Here is an 18,854-nt window from a genome sequence, read left to right as displayed (position 1 = left end):
CACCGTGCCGTCGGCGGCGAGCGCCGCGAGGACCGCCGGCAGGTCGTCCTGCTTCACGAGCACCTGGACCGTGGTCTGCCCGCCCACGGGTTCTTCCTCAACGCGTCGAACTACGAGGCCACGGACCACCTGGTCAAGTACGGCACGTGGATCAGCGACTGCATCTACCTCTCGACGCACTCGACCTGGTACCAGCCGAGCTACTGCGGGAGCCAGTACTACCCGGCGACGCCCAGCGACTTCTCGACCTGGGCGCTCACCGACCAGAAGTACGCCGACGACTTCACCTCGACGGGCCTCTCCCCCGACCCGGCCGCGCAGGCGCACTTCGTGATCGACACCAGCCGGAACGGCGCCGGGCCGTGGACCGCGCCCGCGGGGAACGGCTGGCCCGACCCCCAGGTGTGGTGCAACCCGCCGGACCGGGCCGCCGGGGCGCGTCCGACGCTCAGCACCGGCGTCGCGCTCGTCGACGCGTACCTGTGGATCAAGGTGCCGGGCGAGTCGGACGGTCAGTGCGACCGCGGCACGGGCGACACCGACGCAGCTGGCCGGTCCACCGACCCTGCCCGGGGCGGGAACGCCGACCCCGCCGCCGGAGCCTGGTTCCCGCAGCAGGCCCGCGAGCTCGTCTCGCTCGCGTCGCCCGCCTTCGCGGCGCCGACGTGTCAGGTGACCTACCGGGCGACGAAGGTCACGGCACGCACCTGGGCGGGGACCGTGTCCGTCAGGAACACCGGCACGTCGGCGGAGCGCGACTGGAACCTCACCTGGTCCTACACCGACGGGCAGCGGGTCGTGCTGCCCCTCGGCGCGCGCGTGCACCAGGCCAGCGACGACGTGACCGCCTCCCCGCTGCTGCACACGGTCGCGCTCCGCCCGGGCACGACGACGTCGTTCGCCCTCGCGGGAACGGCCCCGAAGGCGCCGGGCGACCAGCCGATGCTGTTCCGCCTCGACGGGAAGGTCTGCTCCACCCGCTGACCTCCCCCGCCCGCCACCTCCTCGCCGAGAACGGGCTCCGCGTCCGTCCGGATGCCCGGACGGACACGGAGCCCGTTCTCGCCGGGCGCAGAGCCCGTGCTCGACGCGCACGGCGGGGCCGAGCCCGGGCGGACCGGTGCGGGCTCGCTCAGGACGCCGCGACCAGGGCGACGGCCCGCTCGATCACCTGGGCGACGCCGTCGTCCGCGTTGGACGGGCACACCTCGTCGACGACGGCCCGCACCTGCTCCCGTGCGTTGGCGACGGCGAACGAGCGGCCCGCCCAGCCGAGCATCGGCAGGTCGTTGGGAGCGTCGCCGAACGCCCAGACGCCGCGCGACGCGAGCCACCGCGCCAACGTCGACGCCTTGCTCACGTCGGGCCGGGACACCTCCCCCAGGTCGGCGGCGCCCGAGTCCGCCACGACGGCGAGGCGTCCGAACGCGTCGGCCAGCACAGCGTGCAGGTCGGCCCGCGGCCGCCCGGACCGGACCAGCAGCTTGAGCGTCGACTCCGGGAGGCGCTCCTCGAGCCGGTCGACGAACGGAGTCCCGGCCGGGATCGGATGGATCGACTCGTAGTGCCGCTCGAGCGTGATTCCGCCGCTGTGCTCGACGGCGAGCTGCGTGTCCGACAGACCGCCGAGCGCCTCGCGCGCCAGGCCGGCGAGCTCCGCCACGAGAGCAGGGCCCATGCCGTGCTCCTCGCGCACCGCACGGGTCGCCACCTCGACGACGGCGGCCCCGTTGGAGCAGATCGCGATCCCGTGCCCGGCCACGTGGTCAGCCACGTCGTCGAGCCACCGGATGGGCCGGGCGGTCACGAACACGACGTCGATCCCCGCCTCGGCGGCGGCAGAAAGCGCGTCGGCGGTCCGCGGCGACACGGCCCCGTCCGGCCCGAGCAACGTCCCGTCGAGATCGGTCGCGACGACCCGAGGCGCGGTCAGCACATCAGCCCGTCGCGATCCCGACCGAGGCGAGGCACCGCGCACGGCGGAACCCCGCGGGCGTTGTGTGCCGAACCGCGGACCTGTGGACGTGACGGTGTTGCGCCGTGGGGTCCGCGGTGGGTGCGCCGGTCGTGGCGGGCCTGGCGGGAGCCGGAGCGAGGAACGAGCGGAGGCGGATGGAAGACCGGCGCACCCACCCCGGACCCCACGCCCCGACCCACCGGCACCGACTACCCTCTACTCCCACTCGATCGTCGCCGGCGGCTTGCTGGTGACGTCGAGGGTGACGCGGTTGACGTCGGCGACCTCGTTGGTGATGCGGGTGGAGATGGTGGCGAGCACGTCGTACGGCAGGCGCGTCCAGTCGGCGGTCATGGCGTCCTCGGACGACACGGGCCGCAGGACGACGGGGTGCCCGTAGGTGCGGCCGTCGCCCTGGACTCCGACGGAGCGGACGTCGGCGAGGAGCACGACGGGGCACTGCCAGATCTCGCGGTCGAGGCCGGCCTTGGTGAGCTCCTCGCGGGCGATGGCGTCGGCGGCGCGGAGGGTGTCGAGACGGTCCGCGGTGACCTCGCCGATGATCCGGATGCCGAGGCCGGGGCCGGGGAACGGCTGGCGCCAGACGATGACCTCGGGGACGCCGAGCTCGAGCCCGACGGCGCGGACCTCGTCCTTGAAGAGCGTCCGGAGGGGTTCGACGAGCTCGAACTGGAGGTCGTCGGGCAGGCCGCCGACGTTGTGGTGCGACTTGATGTTGGCGGCGCCCTCGCCGCCGCCGGACTCGACGACGTCGGGGTACAGCGTGCCCTGGACGAGGAACTTCACGGTGCTGCCGTCGCCGCCGTCTCGCTCTGCCGCTTCGACGATCTCCCGGGCCGCGTCCTCGAACGCGCGGATGAACTCGCGGCCGATGATCTTGCGCTTGGTCTCGGGGTCGGTGTGCCCGGCGAGCGCGGTGAGGAAGCGCTGCTTCTCGTCGCGGATGACGAGCGTCACGCCGGTCGCGTCGACGAAGTCGCGCTCGACCTGCTCGACCTCGCCCTCCCGAAGCAGCCCGTGGTCGACGAACACGCAGGTCAGCTGGTCCCCGACGGCCTTCTGGACGAGCGCCGCGGCGACGGACGAGTCGACGCCGCCGGACAGCCCGCAGATGACCCGCGCGTCCCCGACCTGGGCGCGGATCGCCGCGACCTGGTCGGCGATGACGTTGCCGGGCGTCCAGTCGGGGGCCAGGCCCGCGCCGTCGTACAGGAAGTGCTCGAGGACGGTCTGGCCGTGCGCGGAGTGCTTGACCTCGGGGTGCCACTGGACGCCGAAGAGTCGCCGGCCGGCGTCCTCGAACGCGGCGACCGGGGACCCGGAGGAGGTGGCGAGCACCTCGAAGCCGTCGGGCGCGCGGTGGACGGCGTCGCCGTGGCTCATCCACGTCGTCTGGTGGTCGGGGGTTCCCGAGAGCAGGACGCCGGCCTCGCAGACCTCGACCTCGGTGCCGCCGTACTCGCGCAGACCGGTCTGGGCGACCTCGCCGCCGAGGGCGCGCGCCATGGCCTGGAAGCCGTAGCAGATGCCCATGACGGGGACGCCGGCCTCGAACAGGGCCGGGTCGACGAACGGCGCGCCCTCCGCGTAGACGGACGACGGCCCGCCCGACAGGATGATGGCCGCCGGGTCCTTCGCGAGCATCTGCTCGACGGACCAGGTGTGCGGCACGATCTCGGAGTACACCTTCGCCTCGCGCACGCGGCGCGCGATGAGCTGCGCGTACTGGGCGCCGAAGTCCACGACGAGGACGGGGCGGGGGGTCACGGGACCGGGGATGTCGGTGGCGGTGGTCGTCACCGCCCCAGGATAGTCGGGCCTGAGCGTCCGGCCGCGACGACCGCTTGCGCCATGGCAAGATGCCGGCATGTCTGGCAACGACGCGAGCATCCACCATGAGCTTCCCGCGGGTCCCGAGCAGGATCGGCCGCGCTGGTCGAGGCGCCTGCTGGGGCGCCTGGTCACGCCCAGCCAGGCCTGGCGGCGCCTGGCGCTCTACCAGATCGTCGTCGCGTGCTGGATCTTCCTCACCGTGGACGGGACGTTCCAGTCGCCCTGGACGTACGCGCTCCTCGTCCTGGCCGTGCTCGGGGAGGCCGAGGCCACCTGGAGGGTCGTCGACGCCTACCGCTACCGCCGGTAACGGCTCGACCCGCACCCGCGTCCCGCCACTAGGGTGACCCCGTGCCCCCCACCGCGGCGTCCCTGACGCGCTCCAGCCGAGACACGGCCCGTTCGATCCGGGGCGGCGCCGCGATGCACGCCGGAGCGCGGGCGGGCTTCGTCGCCGCAGGGGTCGTGCACATCCTGCTGGGAGTGGTCGCCCTCGGGGTGGCGTTCGGCGGTGGGGGATCCGCCGACCAGAGCGGCGCGCTGGCCGCGCTGCGGTCCGAGCCGGGCGGCCCGGTGCTGCTGTGGGTCGTCGTCCTCGCGCTGTGGGCGCTCAGCCTGTTCCTGCTCCTGTCCGCCGCCCTCGTGCGAGGCACCGGCAAGAGCGCCTGGTACCACCGGGGGAAGTACGCGTCGACCGGGATCGCGTACCTCGCCGTCGGCCTCACCGGCGTCGGCGTCGCGCGAAGCGGCTCGTCGAGCAGCGCGGGCAAGACCCGTGCCTGGAGCGCGCGACTCCTCGATGCGCCCGGTGGAAAGGCCCTGCTCGTGGTCGTCGCGCTCGTGGTCCTCGGCGTCGCGGTGTACTTCGTCATGAAGGGCGCCACGCACGGGTACCGCAAGGACATCAGCGTGCCGGCCGGGCTCGCGGGCCGAGCGGTCGAGGCGCTCGCGACCGTCGGCTACGTCGCCAAGGGCGTCGCACTCGCGGTCGTCGCCGTGCTCACCGGCGTCGCCGCGCTCACGTCGGACCCGCAGAAGTCGGCGGGGCTGGACGGCGCCCTCAAGTCCCTCGCCGGCCTGCCGTTCGGCGTCGTGCTCCTCGTCGTGGTCGCGGCCGGCCTCGTCGCGTACGGCTGCTACTTCTTCGCACGCGCGCGGTACGCGCGGCTCTGACCGAACCGCCCGACCCCGGTCAGGGCAGGACCGCGCGCAGCGTGCGGGCGGCGGCCTCCGGGTCGTCCGCGCCCGTGATCGCGCGCACCACGACGACGCGCGTCGCGCCGGCGCCCACGACCTCGGCGACCGTGTCGAGGTCGATGCCACCGATCGCGAACCACGGCGTGACAGGCCGGGTCGCGGCGACCCGCCGCACGAGGTCGAGCCCGACCCCGGGCCGACCCGGCTTCGTGGGCGTCGCCCACACGGGCCCGACGCAGAAGTAGTCCACGTCAGGGTCGGCGTCCGCGGCCGCGGCCTGGGCCTCGTCGTGCGTGGAACGGCCGAGCACGACGTCGGGCCCGACCAGCGAGCGGGCAGTGCGCACCGGCAGGTCGTCCTGGCCGGTGTGCAGGACGGGCGCGCCGGTGAGCTGCGCGACGTCGGCGCGGTCGTTGACGGCCCAGAGCGCGCCGTGCCGGGCCGCGACGTCCGCGACGAGCTCGCACAGCGCGAGCTCTTCGCGAGTCTCGAGCGACCGGTCGCGGAGCTGGACGACGTCCACGCCCCCGCGCAGCGCGGCGTCGAGGAAGCCTTCGAGCTCGGCGACGTCCCGGCCGCCGGGGCGCGCGTCCGTGCACAGGTAGAGGCGGGCGTCGGCGATCGCCTGACGCGCGGGCTGGGACAACGGTGCGGCCATGCGGCGCGAGTGTAGTGTGACGCCTGCACGGGAGCCCCCTCCCGCCCGGTCGTCGGAACCTTCCGACGGGCCGTCCGGGGCCGGGGCTGAGAGGACGCCGGCGAAGGCGTCGACCGTCGAACCTGATCTGGGTCATGCCAGCGAAGGGAGCCTCCCCGTGACCACCCCTGCCGTGCGCGCCGTCGACGTGCTCGTCGTCGGCGGCGGGATCGTCGGCCTCGCGTGCGCGTGGGCGGCCGTGCGCGCCGGGGCGCGCGTCGCGGTGCTCGACCCCTCCCCCGGCGACGGCGCCACGCACGCCGCGGCGGGCATGCTCGCTCCCGTGGGCGAGGCCGAGCCCGACGACGACGCCGCCACCGCCCTGCACCTCGCCGGCGCCGCGCTGTGGCCGGGCTTCGCGGCGGACCTGCGCGCGGCGTCGGGCACGGACCCGGGCTTCGAGCCGGCCGGGACGCTCCTGCTGGCGTACGACGCCGGGGACGCCGCCGACCTGCGCCGGCGCCTCCACCAGCACGCGCGCGCCGGGCTGCGGTCGTCGCCGCTCACCGTCGCCGACGCGCGCCGCGACGAGCCCGCTCTCGGCTCGCTCGGAGGGGCGGCGCTCGCCCCCGACGACCACCGCGCCGACCCACGCGCCACCCACCAGGCGCTCGCGACGGCCCTCGACGCAGCGGGTGTGCGCCGCGTCCGGCGTGCGGCGGTCCGGCTCCTGCGCGAGCGGGGCGCCGTCGTGGGCGCGGTCGACGACGCCGGCCACCGCCACCGCGCGGGCCTCGTCGTGCTCGCGGCCGGCACCCCCTCGCGCGCCCTCGCCGCCGACGCGGGCGCGCCGCGGGTGCCCGTGCGCGACGTCGTCGGGCAGACGCTGCGCCTGGCCGCCGGGCCCGACCTGCCGCTCGGCCGGACGCTCCGGGGCCAGGTGCAGGGCCGGCCGGTGTACGTGGTGCCGCGGGCACCGGAGCCGGACGGCACGCGCGAGGTCGTCGTCGGGGCGACGTCCGAGGAGACCGGGGACGGGCGCCGTCCCCGCGCGGGCGGGACCTTCGCCCTCCTGCGCGACGCCCGCGCCCTCGTCCCGGGCCTCGACGAGACCGCGCTCGTCGACGTCACGCAGCGCGCGCGTCCGACGACGCCGGACGGGCGCCCGCTCGTCGGGCCGTCCGGCGTGCCGGGGCTGTGGCTCGCCACCGGGCACGGGCGAGGCGGCGTGCTGCTCGCGCCCCTCACCGGTGTCGCGCTCGCGCACGCGCTCGGCTCGACCGCGAACACGCCCGACCACGACCTCGGCCGCGCGCTCCGGGCCATGGACCCGGACCGCCTCGTCGCCACCGACCACCGGAGGACCGCATGACCGCCAGCCCCACGCTCGTCAACGGCGAGCCGTACGCGCTCGACGCCCCGTTGCCCGTCGCCGACCTCGTGGCCCGCCTCGTCCCCGCGTTCGCGGCCGAACGCACGGCCCGCGGGATCGCGGTCGCCGTCGACGACGCCGTCGTGCCGCGGAGCACCTGGGAGAGCACGACGGTCCGGCCCGGCGCGCGGGTCGAGATCGTCGGGGCGGTGCAGGGTGGCTGACGCGCTGACGATCGCCGGGACGCCGCTGCGGTCGCGGCTCGTCATGGGGACGGGCGGCGCGTCGAGCCTGCTCGCGCTCGAGGACGCGCTCGTCGCGTCGGGCACCGAGCTCACGACGGTCGCGCTGCGGCGGTTCGCGCCCCGGGCCACGGGCTCGCAGCGGGCCGGAGACCACGGCGTCTGGGCGCTCCTCGAGCGCCTCGGCATCCGCGCCCTGCCCAACACCGCCGGCTGCTTCACCGTGCGCGACGCCGTCCTGACCGCGCGGCTCGGGCGCGAGGCGTGCGGCACCGACTGGGTCAAGCTCGAGGTGATCGCCGACGACGTCACCCTCCTCCCCGACCCCCTCGGCCTGGTCGAGGCCGCGGAGACGCTCGTGCGCGAGGGGTTCGTGGTCCTGCCCTACACGAACGACGACCCGGTGCTCGCCCGGCGGCTCGAGGACGTGGGCTGCGCGGCGGTCATGCCCCTGGGCTCTCCCATCGGCTCCGGTCTCGGCGTCGCGAACCCGCGCAACATCGAGGCGATCGCCGCACGCGCCGGGGTGCCGGTGATCCTGGACGCGGGCGTCGGGACGGCGTCCGACGCGGCGCTCGCGATGGAGCTCGGGTGCGACGGCGTGCTGCTCGCGACCGCCGTCACCCGCGCCACCGACCCCGTCCGGATGGCCCGCGCCATGCGCCTCGCCGTCCAGGCCGGGCACGACGCCGCCCAGGCCGGCCGCGTCCCCCGCCGGGAGCAGGCGCTCGCGTCGTCTCCCGTGGACGGCGTCGTGCGCGCGGGCAACCTGGACCTCGCCCTCTGACCGCGAGGTAGACGGGCCGCCCGCCTACCTCGCGGGGACCGTGCGGGCGCGCCAGGCGAGCATGCCGCCGTCGACGACGCGTGCGTCGACGCCCGCGGCCCGGGCGACCTCGGCGACACGCTCGGCACGCGGCCCCGCCTTGCAGAGCACCGCGACGACACCGTCGCGGGGCAGGTCCGCGAGCGCCGCGTCGGCGTCGCCGGCGGAGACCCGGCCGAACGGGAGGTGCCGCACGTCCGCGCCCGGCCCCGGGTCGAACGGCTCCGCGACGAGCTCCCAGTCCTCGCGCACGTCGACCACGACGACGTCGCCGCGGCCGAGGCGGTCGGTGAGCTCGGCGACATCCATCCGGTCGCGGGGGACGGCGGACGCCGGGACGGCGCACGCGACGGGCTCGCGCTCGGCGAGCGAGGTGACCGGCGTGCGGGCGGGGTCGGCGCGGACGGTGAGGTAGCGCCACTCGCCGTCGAGCGCGTCGTAGACGGCGAGCCGGCCGAGCAGCGTCCGCCCGACGCCGGTCACGAGCTTGACCACCTCGGTCGCCATGGCGGTGCCGACGGTCCCGCAGACGACGCCGAACACCCCGGCGGTCGCGCAGTCGGGCACGGTGCCGGGCGGCGGGGGCTCGGGGAACACGTCGCGGTAGGTCACGCCCGGCGCGTCGCCGAGCCCGCGCGCGGCGAACACCGCGACCTGGCCGGAGTACTGGTGGATGGCGCCCCAGACGACGGGCACCCCAACGACCTCCGCGGCGTCGGAGACGAGGTAGCGGGCGTCGAACGAGTCGGTCCCGTCGACCACGACGTCGTACCGGGCGAGCAGGTCGACGGCGTTCGACGCGTCGAGGCGGACGCCGTGCTCCTCGACGCGCACGTGCGGGTTGACGCGCGCGACGGCGTCGCGGGCGGACCCGACCTTGGGCCTGCCCACCTGCGCGTCGCCGTGGATCACCTGGCGGTGGAGGTTGGAGGTGTCGACGACGTCGTCGTCGACGATCCCGAGCGTCCCGACGCCGGCGGCGGCGAGGTAGAGCAGGACGGGGCTGCCGAGCCCGCCGGCGCCGACGACGAGCACGCGGGCGTCGCGAAGCCGCTGCTGCCCTGCGAGACCCACCCCGGGCAGGGCGAGCTGACGGGCGTAGCGGGCTACCTCGTCCTGGCTCAGGTCGGTCTCGGGTGCCACCGCTCCCCCTCCGGGTCGGCCGTCAGACGCCGTACTGGTCCGCGAGCAGCTTCAGCTTGGCCTCGGCGTCGCGGTGCACGTTCTTCTCCACGATGAAGCTCATGACGGGGACCACGCCCGCGAGGACCTGGGCGACGAGCCGCCCGAACGTCCACCTCATCTTGGACCACAGGTCGACGACGGTCACCAGGTAGATCACGTAGATCCAGCCGTGCGCGAACGGGATCCACTTGATCGCGTCGATCCACGACACGTGGACGACGTACCGCAGGATCAGCTCCGCGCACAGCAGCAGCAGCATGACGCCGGTGACGATCGCCATCACGCGGTACCGCGCGAGCGCGCCGCGAGCCTTGCGGATCGCGGTGCGGGCTGCGTCGGCCGACGGGTCGGTGGCGTTCTTGCCGACGGGGGTCGCGGGGGTCGTCATGCGGTGCCTGCCTCGGGCTTCGCGTCACGCACGGGGTGCGCGGCTGAACGTGCGCTGTGGGAAAAACCATGGGCCTCGTGTGGGAGGACCGACCTAATGTTACGAGGTGCGAACCCTCCCTCTTCCTGACCCGGGCACACCCCCGCTCGGATCGCCTGCGCGCGCCCTGTGGTGGCAGGCGTGGCGGCAGCGCTGGATCCTGCTCGGATCTCTCGTCGCGGGCACCGCGACCATGGTGTCCCAGGCCCTGACGCCGCTCTTCCTCGGGCGTGCGATCGACGACGGCCTGACCCACGGGTTCGGCTCGGCCCTCCTGCGCTGGTGCGCGATCATGCTGGTCAACGGCGCCGTCATGGTGGTCGCGGGCGCGTTCAGCCACCGGTTCGACGTGCAGAACTGGCTGCGCGCCTCGTTCTCCTTCTCGCAGATGGTCGGGTACAAGGCGTCGCGGACGGGCCACCGCATCACCAAGAAGCTCCCGACGGGCGAGGTCGTCTCGGCGGTCGCGAACGACGCCCTGCGCATCGGCGACGTGTTCGCCATGACCGGGCGGTTCGTCGGCGGCGTGCTCGCCTACGTCACCGTCGCCGTCGTCATGTGCACCCAGTCGCTGAAGCTCGGGCTCATCGTCGTCGTGGGGCTGCCCGTGGTCGCCGGCATCATGGCGCTCCTCGTCAAGCCGCTGCAGTCGCGCCAGACGACGCAGCGCGAGGCCCAGGGACACCTCACCGCCCTCGGCGCCGACACCGTCTCCGGGCTGCGCATCCTGCGCGGCATCGGCGGCGAGGAGGTCTTCACCGGCCGGTACGCCGAGCAGTCGCAGAAGGTGCGCGTCGAGGGCGTGCGCGTCGCGACGGTGCAGTCCCTCTTCGACGGGCTCCAGGTCCTGCTCCCGGGCCTGCTCGTCGCGCTCGTGCTGTGGTTGGGCGCGCACGCCGCCGTGGCCGGGGACATCACGCCCGGCGAGCTCGTGACCTTCTACGCGTACGCCGCGTTCCTGTCGTGGCCGCTCCAGCTCGCCACCCAGATGCTCCAGATCACGACGCGCGGCCTCATCGCCGCGGGCAAGGTGCAGGCCGTGCTGAGCACGCGGTCCGCGACCGAGGCCGACGACGACGCGCCGCTCGCCGAGGCGCCCGCGCCGGGCGCCGAGCTCGTCGACGAGGCGACCGGGCTGCGGCTCGAGTCCGGCCGCGTCGTCGGGCTCGTGAGCGCCGACCCGGACGCGGCCGCGCGGGTCGCCACCCGGCTCGGCCGGTTCGACGACGAGGACGAGGCCGACACGCCCGTCACCCTCGGCGGCGTGCGGCTCGCCAACCTCGACAAGGACGCGCTGCGCCACCGGGTCGTCGTCTCCGAGGCGACCACGCACCTGTTCTCCGGCATCCTCGGCGAGGAGCTGGACGCCCGCGGCCGCGCCAACGAGGAGGACCTGCTCGCGGCGATGATGGTCGCCGACGCGCAGGACGTGCTCGACTCGGTGCCGGGCGGGCTGGCCGGCGAGCTGCCCGAGAAGGGGCGCTCGCTGTCCGGCGGCCAGCGGCAGCGCGTGGCGCTCGCACGCGCCCTGCTCACCGACCCCGAGGTCCTCGTCCTCGTCGAGCCGACCAGCGCTGTCGACGCGCACACCGAGGCCCGCATCGCCGAGCGCGTCGCCGAGGTCCGCCGCGGCCGCACCACGCTCGTCGTGACCGCGAGCCCGCTCGTGCTCGACCACGTCGACGAGGTCGCCCTCCTCGAGGACGGGCTCGTGACCACGCGCGGCACCCACGCCGAGCTCCTCGGCCGTCCCGACGCCGCCGCGGCCCGCTACCGCGCCGTCGTCGGACGCGGCATGGGCGACGACGACCCGCAGGACCCGGGCGAGCCCGCCCGGCTGCAGACCACCGGAGGAACCCGATGACCGCCACCGTCCTGCCCATCGCGGACGGCCCCGAGACCCGTCGCGCGACCGTGGCGCTGCTGCGCGCGCACGGGCGCGCGCTCACCCGCGTCGTCGTCCTGCACACGGTCGCGGCCGTCGCCGGGCTCGTCGGGCCGTGGCTGCTCGGCCGCATCGTGAACGACGTCACGGGCGGCACCACCGACGCCGCGGTCGACCGCATGGTCGCCGTGCTCCTCGGCGCCGTGCTGCTGCAGGCCGTCGTCATCCGGTTCGCCCAGCAGGCGTCCATGGTGCTCGGCGAGCAGGTCTTCGCGGAGCTGCGCGAGGACTTCATGACCACGGTCACGCGCCTGCCGCTGTCGACCGTCGAGCGCGCCGGCACGGGCGACCTCGTCGCGCGCACCACCAATGACGTGAACCGGCTGCAGCACGCCGTCCGGTTCGGCGTGCCGCGGATCATGGTGTGCGTCGTGACGATCGTGCTCACGCTCGTGGCGTCGTTCATCATCGCGCCGCTCGTGTCCGTGGCGCTGCTCGTGGGCGTGCCCGCGATCGTCGTGGCCACACGGTGGTACCTGAACCGCGCGACGCCGGGCTACCTGCGGGAGTCCGCGGCCTACGCGACGGTCAACGGCACCATCACGGAGGCCGTCGAGGGCGCCCGGACCACCGACGCGCTCCACCTCGGCGCGCGCATGCGCCGGCGCGTCGACCGGAACCTGCGCGAGGCGTTCGAGGCCGAGCGGTACACGCTGCGCCTGCGCACCGTGCTCATCCCGTCGGTCGACGCCGCGTTCGCGTTCGCGCCCGTCGCGGTCCTCGTGTGGGGCGGCTGGCTGCTCTCGCAGGGCCACACGTCCATCGGCGCGGTCACCAGCGTCATGGCGTTCGGCATGCAGCTCGGCGGCCCGGTGTTCGACCTGATCTTCTGGCTCGACGAGCTCCAGGTGGCCGGCGTGTCGCTCGCCCGCGTGATCGGCGTCCGCCTGGTCGACCAGGACCGTGAGGCCGGGACCGCCGTGCCGAGCGACGAGCACGTCGTCGGGAGCCAGGTCCGGTACGCGTACCGCGAGGGGCACGACGTCCTGCACGACGTCGACCTCGACCTGCGCGTGGGCGAGCGCCTCGCGATCGTCGGGCCGTCCGGCGCCGGCAAGTCGACGCTCGGGCGCATGCTCGCCGGCATCCACCCGCCCACCGGGGGCTCCGTCACGGTCGGCGGCGTGCCGCTCGTCGAGCTGCCGCTGGAGGACCTGCGCCGCCACGTCGCGCTCGTCACCCAGGAGCACCACGTGTTCGTCGGGACCGTCGCCGACAACCTGCGGCTCGCCGACACCTCCGCGACGGACGAGCAGCTGCTCGACGCGCTCGAGGCCGTCGACGCACGGTCCTGGGCCGAGGAGCTGCCCGAGGGGCTCGCGACCGAGGTCGGCTCGGGCGGGCACGCGCTCACCGCGGCGCAGGCCCAGCAGATCGCGCTCGCGCGGCTCGTCCTCCTCGACCCGCACACGCTCGTGCTCGACGAGGCCACGTCGCTGCTCGACCCCCGCGCCGCCCGCCACCTCGAGCGCTCCCTGAACGGCGTGCTCGAGGGGCGGACCGTCGTCGCCATCGCGCACCGGCTCCACACGGCGCACGACGCCGACCGCGTGGCCGTCGTCGACGGCGGCCGGATCACGGAGATCGGGCCGCACGACGAGCTCGTGGCCGCCGGCGGGGACTACGCGCGGCTGTGGCACTCGTGGCAGCACGAGTGACCGCCTGACCAAGGCCCTGCCGGGGTGGGTCCGGCTGCTGCGCCGCGGCGGCGCCGTCGGGATCGCGTGGCACGTCAGGGTCGCCCCGCGCGTCGAGCTGGTGTCCGCGCTCCGGGACGCGGGCCTCGAGGTGCTCGGCGTGGAACGCGCGGACGCGGTGCCCGACCCCTGGCTGGGTTCGAGCACCGCGTCTACCAGGCCATCCAGCGCGACCTCGTCGCGGCCCGCAAGCCCCGCTGAGGTCGCCCGGGGTCAGGCGGAGACCGTCGCGGGCTCGACCGTCTCCTCGTCGTCGGTGTGCTCCTCGGTCGAGCGCGAGCTGGTCAGGGTCGAGGCGCCGAACGCCGCGAGGATCCCGACCACCACGGCCAGCACGATGTACGTGACCCGCTCGCCGTGGAAGAACGAGGCGACCAGCTCGCTGCTCCAGGTGTCGGCGGGGAGCTGGCTCGCGACCAGGGTCGCGATGAGCGTCCCGACGACCGCGGTGCCGACGCTCGTCCCGACCTCCTGGGCGGTGTCGTTGAGAGCGGTGCCCATCGAGGTGCGGTTGGCGGGCATCTCGTCCACGAGGGCCACGGCGCACACGGTCATCACCGTGCGCAGGCCGACGGTCATGACGACCATCGCGAGGGCGATCGCGACGTAGCCGTGCTCGACGCCCCACGCGAGGCCACCGACGCCCGCGGCGAGGAAGCCGGACCCGACGAGGCAGGCGACCCGGTGCCCGAACCGCGTGACGAGCCACTCCGAGAAGGGCGTCGCGCCGAGCATCGTGATGATCATCGGGAGGTTCGCCAGGCCCGCCTTCACGGGGCTCCAGCCCCACGCGTACTGGAAGTGCAGGATCAGGCCGAACATGACGCCCGCCATCGCGACGGCGGTACCGATCTGCGCGATCGAGGCGCCGCGCACCGTGCCGTTCGAGAAGAGCTTGAGGTCGAGCATCGGTGCCGCGCTGCGGCGCTCGTGCCGGACGAACAGCACCGCGGCCAGCGCGGCGCCGACGATGCAGCCGAGCGTGATCACCGAGAGCCAGCCGTGCTGGACGCCGCTGGTGAGGGCGTAGCACGCGAGCCCGATGGTCGCGATGCTGAAGGCGGCGCCCGGGAGGTCGAGCTTGTCGTCGGTCAGGCCGTCCTTGGCGTCGGCTGCGACACCGAGCCGGACGCCGATCCACGCGATCAGAGCGATCGGGAAGTTGACGAGGAGCAGCCACTGCCACGAGACGTGCGCGAGCGCGGTGCCACCGAGCAGCGGGCCGAGGATGAACCCGGACATGCCGACGACCATCATCACGGTGATGGCCCGCATCCGGAGCGCCTTGTCGTCGAACAGACGGAACACCAGCGAGTTCGTCACGGGCGCCATCGCCGCGGCCGCCAGGCCGAGCAGGGCACGCAAGGTGATGAGCTCGCCGCTCGTCGAGACGAGGGCGGCGCCGAGGCTGATGATCCCGAACGCCGCCAGCCCGACGAGCAGCACGCGGCGCCGCCCGAACCGGTCGGCGATCGAGCCTGCGGTGAGGAGCAGCCCGCCGAACGTGAGCGAGTACGCGCCGCTGACCCACTGCAGCGCGGTGGTGCTGCTGCCGAGGTCGCGGCCGATCGTCGGGAGGGCGATCGACATGAGCGTGTTGTCGACCATCTCGACGAAGAAGGCCAGGCAGAGTGCCGCCATCGGGATCCAGGCGGCCCGGAGGGACGAGTAGGTGCGCGACGTGGCAGGTCGCGGCTGGAGTGCGGTCGTGGTCATGGAGACGATGTTCGTCGGCCGCGTTGACACCCCGCTGACACGGGGGTGCCGGCGCTGACATCTCGCTGACAGGGCCCGGACGAGCCGGGGACCGCGGGCGTCAGCGCTTGGCCGGGAGGCCGGCGATGCCGTCCTCGCCGCGCCGGACCCGCGGCTTGGACCGCCCGCGGCCGGGGCCGGCGTCGGGCCCGGCGTCCGCACCCGGTTTCTCGGACACCGCGGCCAGGGCGGCGTTCTCGTGGTCGCGCTGGTCCCGCACGATCCTCCACCACACGAACACCGCGAAGACGGCGAACAGCCACCACTGGAACGCGTACGACAGGCTCTGCAGGTTCACGTCGCCCGAGCCCTCGACCTTCGGCCGGGGCAGCACCGTCACCGCGGGGTCGGGCACCGGGTCGGAGTCCTTCAGCACGACGTACCCGCTGTATATCGGGCCGCCCCACCGGTTGGCGAGCTGCGCGGACGAGACGGAGTCGACCTGGCCGGCGGGAAGCGTGTGACCGTCCCCGGTCGTCGCCTCGGACGCCTGCAGGTACCCGTCCACCTTGACCGTGCCCGACGGCGCGGCCGGCGCCTCCTGCGGTGTCGCCACCCAGCCGCGCACCACGGGGACCACGGGCGCCCCGCCGGACAGGTGAGCCCACGACGCGCCGCTCGTGCCGTCGTCGGACACGCGCAACGGGGTGAGGACGAGGTAGCCCGTGCGGCCGTCCGACGCGCGGTCCGGGACGAGGACCTGGCCGTCGGGCTCGTACGTGCCCTCGACCCACACGAGGTCGCCGACGAGCTTCCCGGTGAACGTCGTCTGCGGGGCGAGGGCGTTCCCGAGGCCCTCGGGTCCGCGGGCCTCCTCGGCCGCGAGCCTCGCGTCGAGCTGCTTCTGCTGCGCGGCGTCGCCGCGCGCGTACGCGCGGTCGAGCTGCCAGGCGCCGAGGCTCCCGCAGAGCGCGGCGAAGGCGAGCAGGACGGCGAGGAGCCCGATCATGCGCGGCCGGCGGGCGACCTGGCCCCACGTCAGCGGGCCAGCCACGCGTGGAGGCCGCCCGGGTCGCCCGGGCCGGACGGGCGCAGGCCGGGGCGCGCCCGGACCGGGGGCGGCCGGCGTCGTCGGGGGTGCCGGGGAGACCACGGGTCAACGGTAGCCGGGGAGCCTGGGAGCCCCGACCTCGTGGGCCCCCACGACGGCCGCCGGAGCCGTCGGATTGGTCACGTCTCCCCGGCGCGCGAGGGGACGCGCCGTGCGATGGAATGAGGGCACCACCAGCACAGCCCCGAGGAGAGTGTGAGCGATGTCCCCCTGGACAGCCCTTCCGGACACCGGAGTGAGCGACGAGACGGTCGCCCGGATCGACAGGTGGTGGCGTGCTGCCAACTACATGTCGGTGGGTCAGATCTACCTGCTCGACAACCCGCTCCTGCGCCGGCCGCTCACGCGCGACGACGTGAAGCCCCGTCTGCTCGGCCACTGGGGGACGACGCCCGGCCTCAACTTCCTGTACGCGCACCTCAACCGGGCGATCGCGCAGCGCCAGCAGTCGACGATCTACGTGGCGGGCCCCGGGCACGGCGGCCCGGGTCTCGTGGCGAGCACCTACCTCGACGGCACGTACTCCGAGCTCTACTCGGACATCACCGAGGACGAGGAGGGACTGCGCAAGCTGTTCCGCCAGTTCTCGTTCCCCGGCGGTATCCCGTCGCACGTCGCGCCGGAGACGCCGGGGTCGATCCACGAGGGCGGCGAGCTGGGCTACGCGCTGTCGCACGCCTACGGTGCCGCGTTCGACAACCCCGACCTGCTGGTCGCCGCGGTGGTGGGCGACGGCGAGGCCGAGACCGGCCCGCTCGCGACCAGCTGGCACTCGAACAAGCTCCTCAACCCCGCCCACGACGGCGTCGTCCTGCCGATCCTGCACCTCAACGGGTACAAGATCGCGAACCCCACGATCCTCGACCGGATCGGGCAGGACGAGCTCACCTCGCTCCTCACCGGGTACGGGCACAAGGTCCACTGGTTCGAGGTGGCCGACGAGTCCGACGAGTCGCACCAGAGCATTCACCGGCGGTTCGCGACGACGCTCGATGCCGTGCTCGACGAGATCGCCGCGATCAAGGCGGAGGCGGCCGCGCAGGCCGAGGCCGGCGACGACGTCACGCGCCCCGCCTGGCCGATGATCGTCTTCCGGACCCCGAAGGGCTGGACCGGTCCCGAGACCATCGACGGCAAGAAGACCGTCGGCTCGTGGCGCGCGCACCAGGTGCCGCTCGCGAACGCCCGGGACACGCCCGAGCACCTCAAGGTCCTCGAGGACTGGCTGCGGTCCTACCAGGCGGACGAGCTGTTCGACGACGACGGCGCGGTCCTCGACGACATCCGCGAGCTCGCGCCCGCGGGCGACCTGCGGATGAGCGCGAACCCGCACGCGAACGGCGGGGTCCTGCTCCGCGACCTGCGGCTCCCGGACTTCCGCGACTACGCGGTCGACGTGCCGAGGCCGGGCTCGGGCGCGGTCGAGGCGCCGCGCGTCCTCGGCGACTTCCTGACCGAGGTGATCCGCCGCAACCCGGACAACTTCCGGATCTTCGGCCCGGACGAGACGGCGTCGAACCGCCTGCAGGCCGTGTACGAGGTGACCGGCAAGCAGTGGAACGCCGAGTACTTCTCCCCCGCGGTCGACGAGCACCTGGTGCGCGCCGGGCGCGTCATGGAGCAGCTCTCCGAGCACCAGTGCCAGGGCTGGCTCGAGGGCTACCTGCTCACCGGGCGGCACGGCCTGTTCACCAGCTACGAGGCGTTCATCCACATCGTCGACTCGATGTTCAACCAGCACGCCAAGTGGCTCAAGGTCACGAACCACATCCCGTGGCGGAGGCCGGTCGCGAGCCTCAACTACCTGCTGTCGAGCCACGTGTGGCGCCAGGACCACAACGGCTTCAGCCACCAGGACCCGGGCTTCATCGACCACGTGGTGAACAAGAAGGCCGAGGTCGTGCGGGTGTACCTGCCGCCGGACGCCAACACCCTCCTGTCGACGTACGACCACTGCCTGCGCAGCCGGCAGTACGTGAACGTCGTCGTCGCCGGCAAGCAGCCGGCGCCCCAGTTCCTGTCCATGGAGCAGGCCGTGGCGCACTGCACGCGCGGGCTCGGCATCTGGGACTGGGCGGGCAGCGAGACCGAGGGCCAGGAGCCGGACGTCGTCCTCGGCTGCGCGGGCGACGTCCCGACGCTCGAGGTGCTCGCCGCCGCCGACATCCTGCGCACGCGCGTCCCCGACCTGCGCGTGCGGGTGGTGAACGTCGTCGACCTCATGCGGCTGCAGGACGAGAAGGAGCACCCGCACGGCCTGTCGGACAAGGACTTCGACACGCTGTTCACGCGCGACAAGCCGGTCATCTTCGCGTACCACGGGTACCCGTGGCTCATCCACCGCCTCACGTACCGCCGCACCGGGCACGCCAACCTGCACGTGCGCGGGTACAAGGAGGAGGGCACGACCACGACGCCGTTCGACATGGTCATGCTCAACGACCTCGACCGGTTCCACCTGGTCATCGACGTGATCGACCGCGTCCCCGGGCTCGCGTCCCGGTACGCCGGGCTGCGCCAGGAGATGCAGGACAAGCGCCTCGAGGCCCGCCAGTACACCCGCGAGCACGGCGACGACCTGCCCGAGGTGCGGGACTGGGTGTGGCCCGACGCGCAGGACCTCGCCGACACCGGTCAGGTCGACGCGACCATCGGGACCGGCGGGGACAACGAGTAGCCCTACCTGGCCTGTCGAGGAGACGTCCCTCA

At 74.2% G+C, this 18,854-nt stretch carries 16 protein-coding genes; 9 read left to right on the top strand and 7 right to left on the bottom strand.

Annotation, left to right across the window (positions count from 1 at the left end):
- Positions 1-48: 48 nt before the first annotated feature.
- Positions 49-984 carry a glycoside hydrolase family 6 protein gene (locus tag ACLQ14_RS13295; RefSeq protein WP_425813979.1) on the top strand — a complete coding sequence of 312 codons (936 nt, stop codon included), beginning with the start codon at positions 49-51 and terminating at the stop codon, positions 982-984.
- Between the two features lie 148 nt (positions 985-1,132).
- On the opposite strand, the gene ACLQ14_RS13290 is transcribed toward ACLQ14_RS13295, so the two are convergent.
- Entirely contained in the window at positions 1,133-1,936 is an 804-nt protein-coding gene (locus tag ACLQ14_RS13290) for an HAD family hydrolase (protein ID WP_425813725.1), read from the bottom strand.
- 237 nt (positions 1,937-2,173) lie between these two features.
- Positions 2,174-3,778, bottom strand: a complete 1,605-nt coding sequence (guaA, locus tag ACLQ14_RS13285; protein ID WP_425813723.1) for a glutamine-hydrolyzing GMP synthase — start codon at positions 3,776-3,778, stop codon at positions 2,174-2,176.
- Between the two features lie 67 nt (positions 3,779-3,845).
- On the opposite strand from guaA, the gene ACLQ14_RS13280 reads away from it, so the two are divergent.
- Complete coding sequence (locus ACLQ14_RS13280) at positions 3,846-4,121, top strand: hypothetical protein (RefSeq protein ID WP_425813721.1); 276 nt, start codon at positions 3,846-3,848, stop codon at positions 4,119-4,121.
- Positions 4,122-4,162: 41 nt separating this feature from the next.
- A complete protein-coding gene (locus ACLQ14_RS13275) occupies positions 4,163-4,984 on the top strand; it encodes a DUF1206 domain-containing protein (protein WP_425813719.1) in 822 nt (273 codons plus the stop codon).
- 19 nt (positions 4,985-5,003) lie between these two features.
- On the opposite strand, the gene thiE is transcribed toward ACLQ14_RS13275, so the two are convergent.
- On the bottom strand, positions 5,004-5,666 hold the full coding sequence (thiE, locus tag ACLQ14_RS13270) for a thiamine phosphate synthase (RefSeq protein ID WP_425813717.1): 663 nt from the start codon (positions 5,664-5,666) through the stop codon (positions 5,004-5,006).
- Between thiE and thiO the strand changes: the two genes are divergently transcribed.
- Genes thiO through ACLQ14_RS13255 form a run of 3 tightly spaced genes read left to right on the top strand, consistent with a single transcriptional unit; the run spans position 5,665 to position 8,046 of the window.
- Positions 5,665-7,017 (top strand): glycine oxidase ThiO, encoded by a 1,353-nt coding sequence (gene thiO, locus ACLQ14_RS13265; protein WP_425813715.1) that lies wholly within the window; start codon positions 5,665-5,667, stop codon positions 7,015-7,017. The two genes, thiE and thiO, sit on opposite strands and share 2 nt — an antisense overlap.
- Entirely contained in the window at positions 7,014-7,241 is a 228-nt protein-coding gene (gene thiS, locus ACLQ14_RS13260) for a sulfur carrier protein ThiS (RefSeq protein WP_425813713.1), read from the top strand. Before thiO ends, thiS begins: the two co-directional genes overlap by 4 nt.
- Positions 7,234-8,046 (top strand): thiazole synthase, encoded by an 813-nt coding sequence (locus ACLQ14_RS13255; RefSeq protein WP_425813711.1) that lies wholly within the window; start codon positions 7,234-7,236, stop codon positions 8,044-8,046. Before thiS ends, ACLQ14_RS13255 begins: the two co-directional genes overlap by 8 nt.
- A gap of 24 nt (positions 8,047-8,070) precedes the next feature.
- Here the strand turns inward: ACLQ14_RS13255 and ACLQ14_RS13250 are convergent, their stop codons facing one another.
- Both ACLQ14_RS13250 and ACLQ14_RS13245 read right to left on the bottom strand, forming a co-directional pair.
- Positions 8,071-9,228: a ThiF family adenylyltransferase gene (locus ACLQ14_RS13250; protein ID WP_425813709.1), complete on the bottom strand. Its 1,158-nt coding sequence runs from the start codon at positions 9,226-9,228 to the stop codon at positions 8,071-8,073.
- Positions 9,229-9,250: 22 nt separating this feature from the next.
- On the bottom strand, positions 9,251-9,658 hold the full coding sequence (locus ACLQ14_RS13245) for a DUF3817 domain-containing protein (RefSeq protein WP_425813707.1): 408 nt from the start codon (positions 9,656-9,658) through the stop codon (positions 9,251-9,253).
- Positions 9,659-9,764: 106 nt separating this feature from the next.
- Here ACLQ14_RS13245 and ACLQ14_RS13240 point away from each other — a divergent pair, with 106 nt between their 5' ends.
- On the top strand, positions 9,765-11,561 hold the full coding sequence (locus tag ACLQ14_RS13240; protein WP_425813705.1) for an ABC transporter ATP-binding protein: 1,797 nt from the start codon (positions 9,765-9,767) through the stop codon (positions 11,559-11,561).
- Positions 11,558-13,300 carry an ABC transporter ATP-binding protein gene (locus ACLQ14_RS13235; protein WP_425813703.1) on the top strand — a complete coding sequence of 581 codons (1,743 nt, stop codon included), beginning with the start codon at positions 11,558-11,560 and terminating at the stop codon, positions 13,298-13,300. Before ACLQ14_RS13240 ends, ACLQ14_RS13235 begins: the two co-directional genes overlap by 4 nt.
- Positions 13,301-13,552: 252 nt before the next feature.
- On the opposite strand, the gene ACLQ14_RS13230 is transcribed toward ACLQ14_RS13235, so the two are convergent.
- Positions 13,553-15,055, bottom strand: a complete 1,503-nt coding sequence (locus ACLQ14_RS13230) for an MFS transporter (RefSeq protein ID WP_425813701.1) — start codon at positions 15,053-15,055, stop codon at positions 13,553-13,555.
- A 100-nt stretch (positions 15,056-15,155) separates the two neighbouring features.
- Entirely contained in the window at positions 15,156-16,088 is a 933-nt protein-coding gene (locus ACLQ14_RS13225) for an SURF1 family protein (RefSeq protein WP_425813699.1), read from the bottom strand.
- Positions 16,089-16,347: 259 nt separating this feature from the next.
- Between ACLQ14_RS13225 and ACLQ14_RS13220 the strand changes: the two genes are divergently transcribed.
- Positions 16,348-18,822, top strand: a complete 2,475-nt coding sequence (locus ACLQ14_RS13220) for a phosphoketolase family protein (RefSeq protein WP_425813697.1) — start codon at positions 16,348-16,350, stop codon at positions 18,820-18,822.
- Positions 18,823-18,854 lie beyond the last annotated feature (32 nt).

Origin of the sequence: Luteimicrobium sp. DT211, assembly GCF_049844995.1 — a bacterium.
Lineage (GTDB): Bacteria > Actinomycetota > Actinomycetes > Actinomycetales > Cellulomonadaceae > Luteimicrobium.
This window is presented reverse-complemented; position numbering and strand designations above follow the sequence as displayed.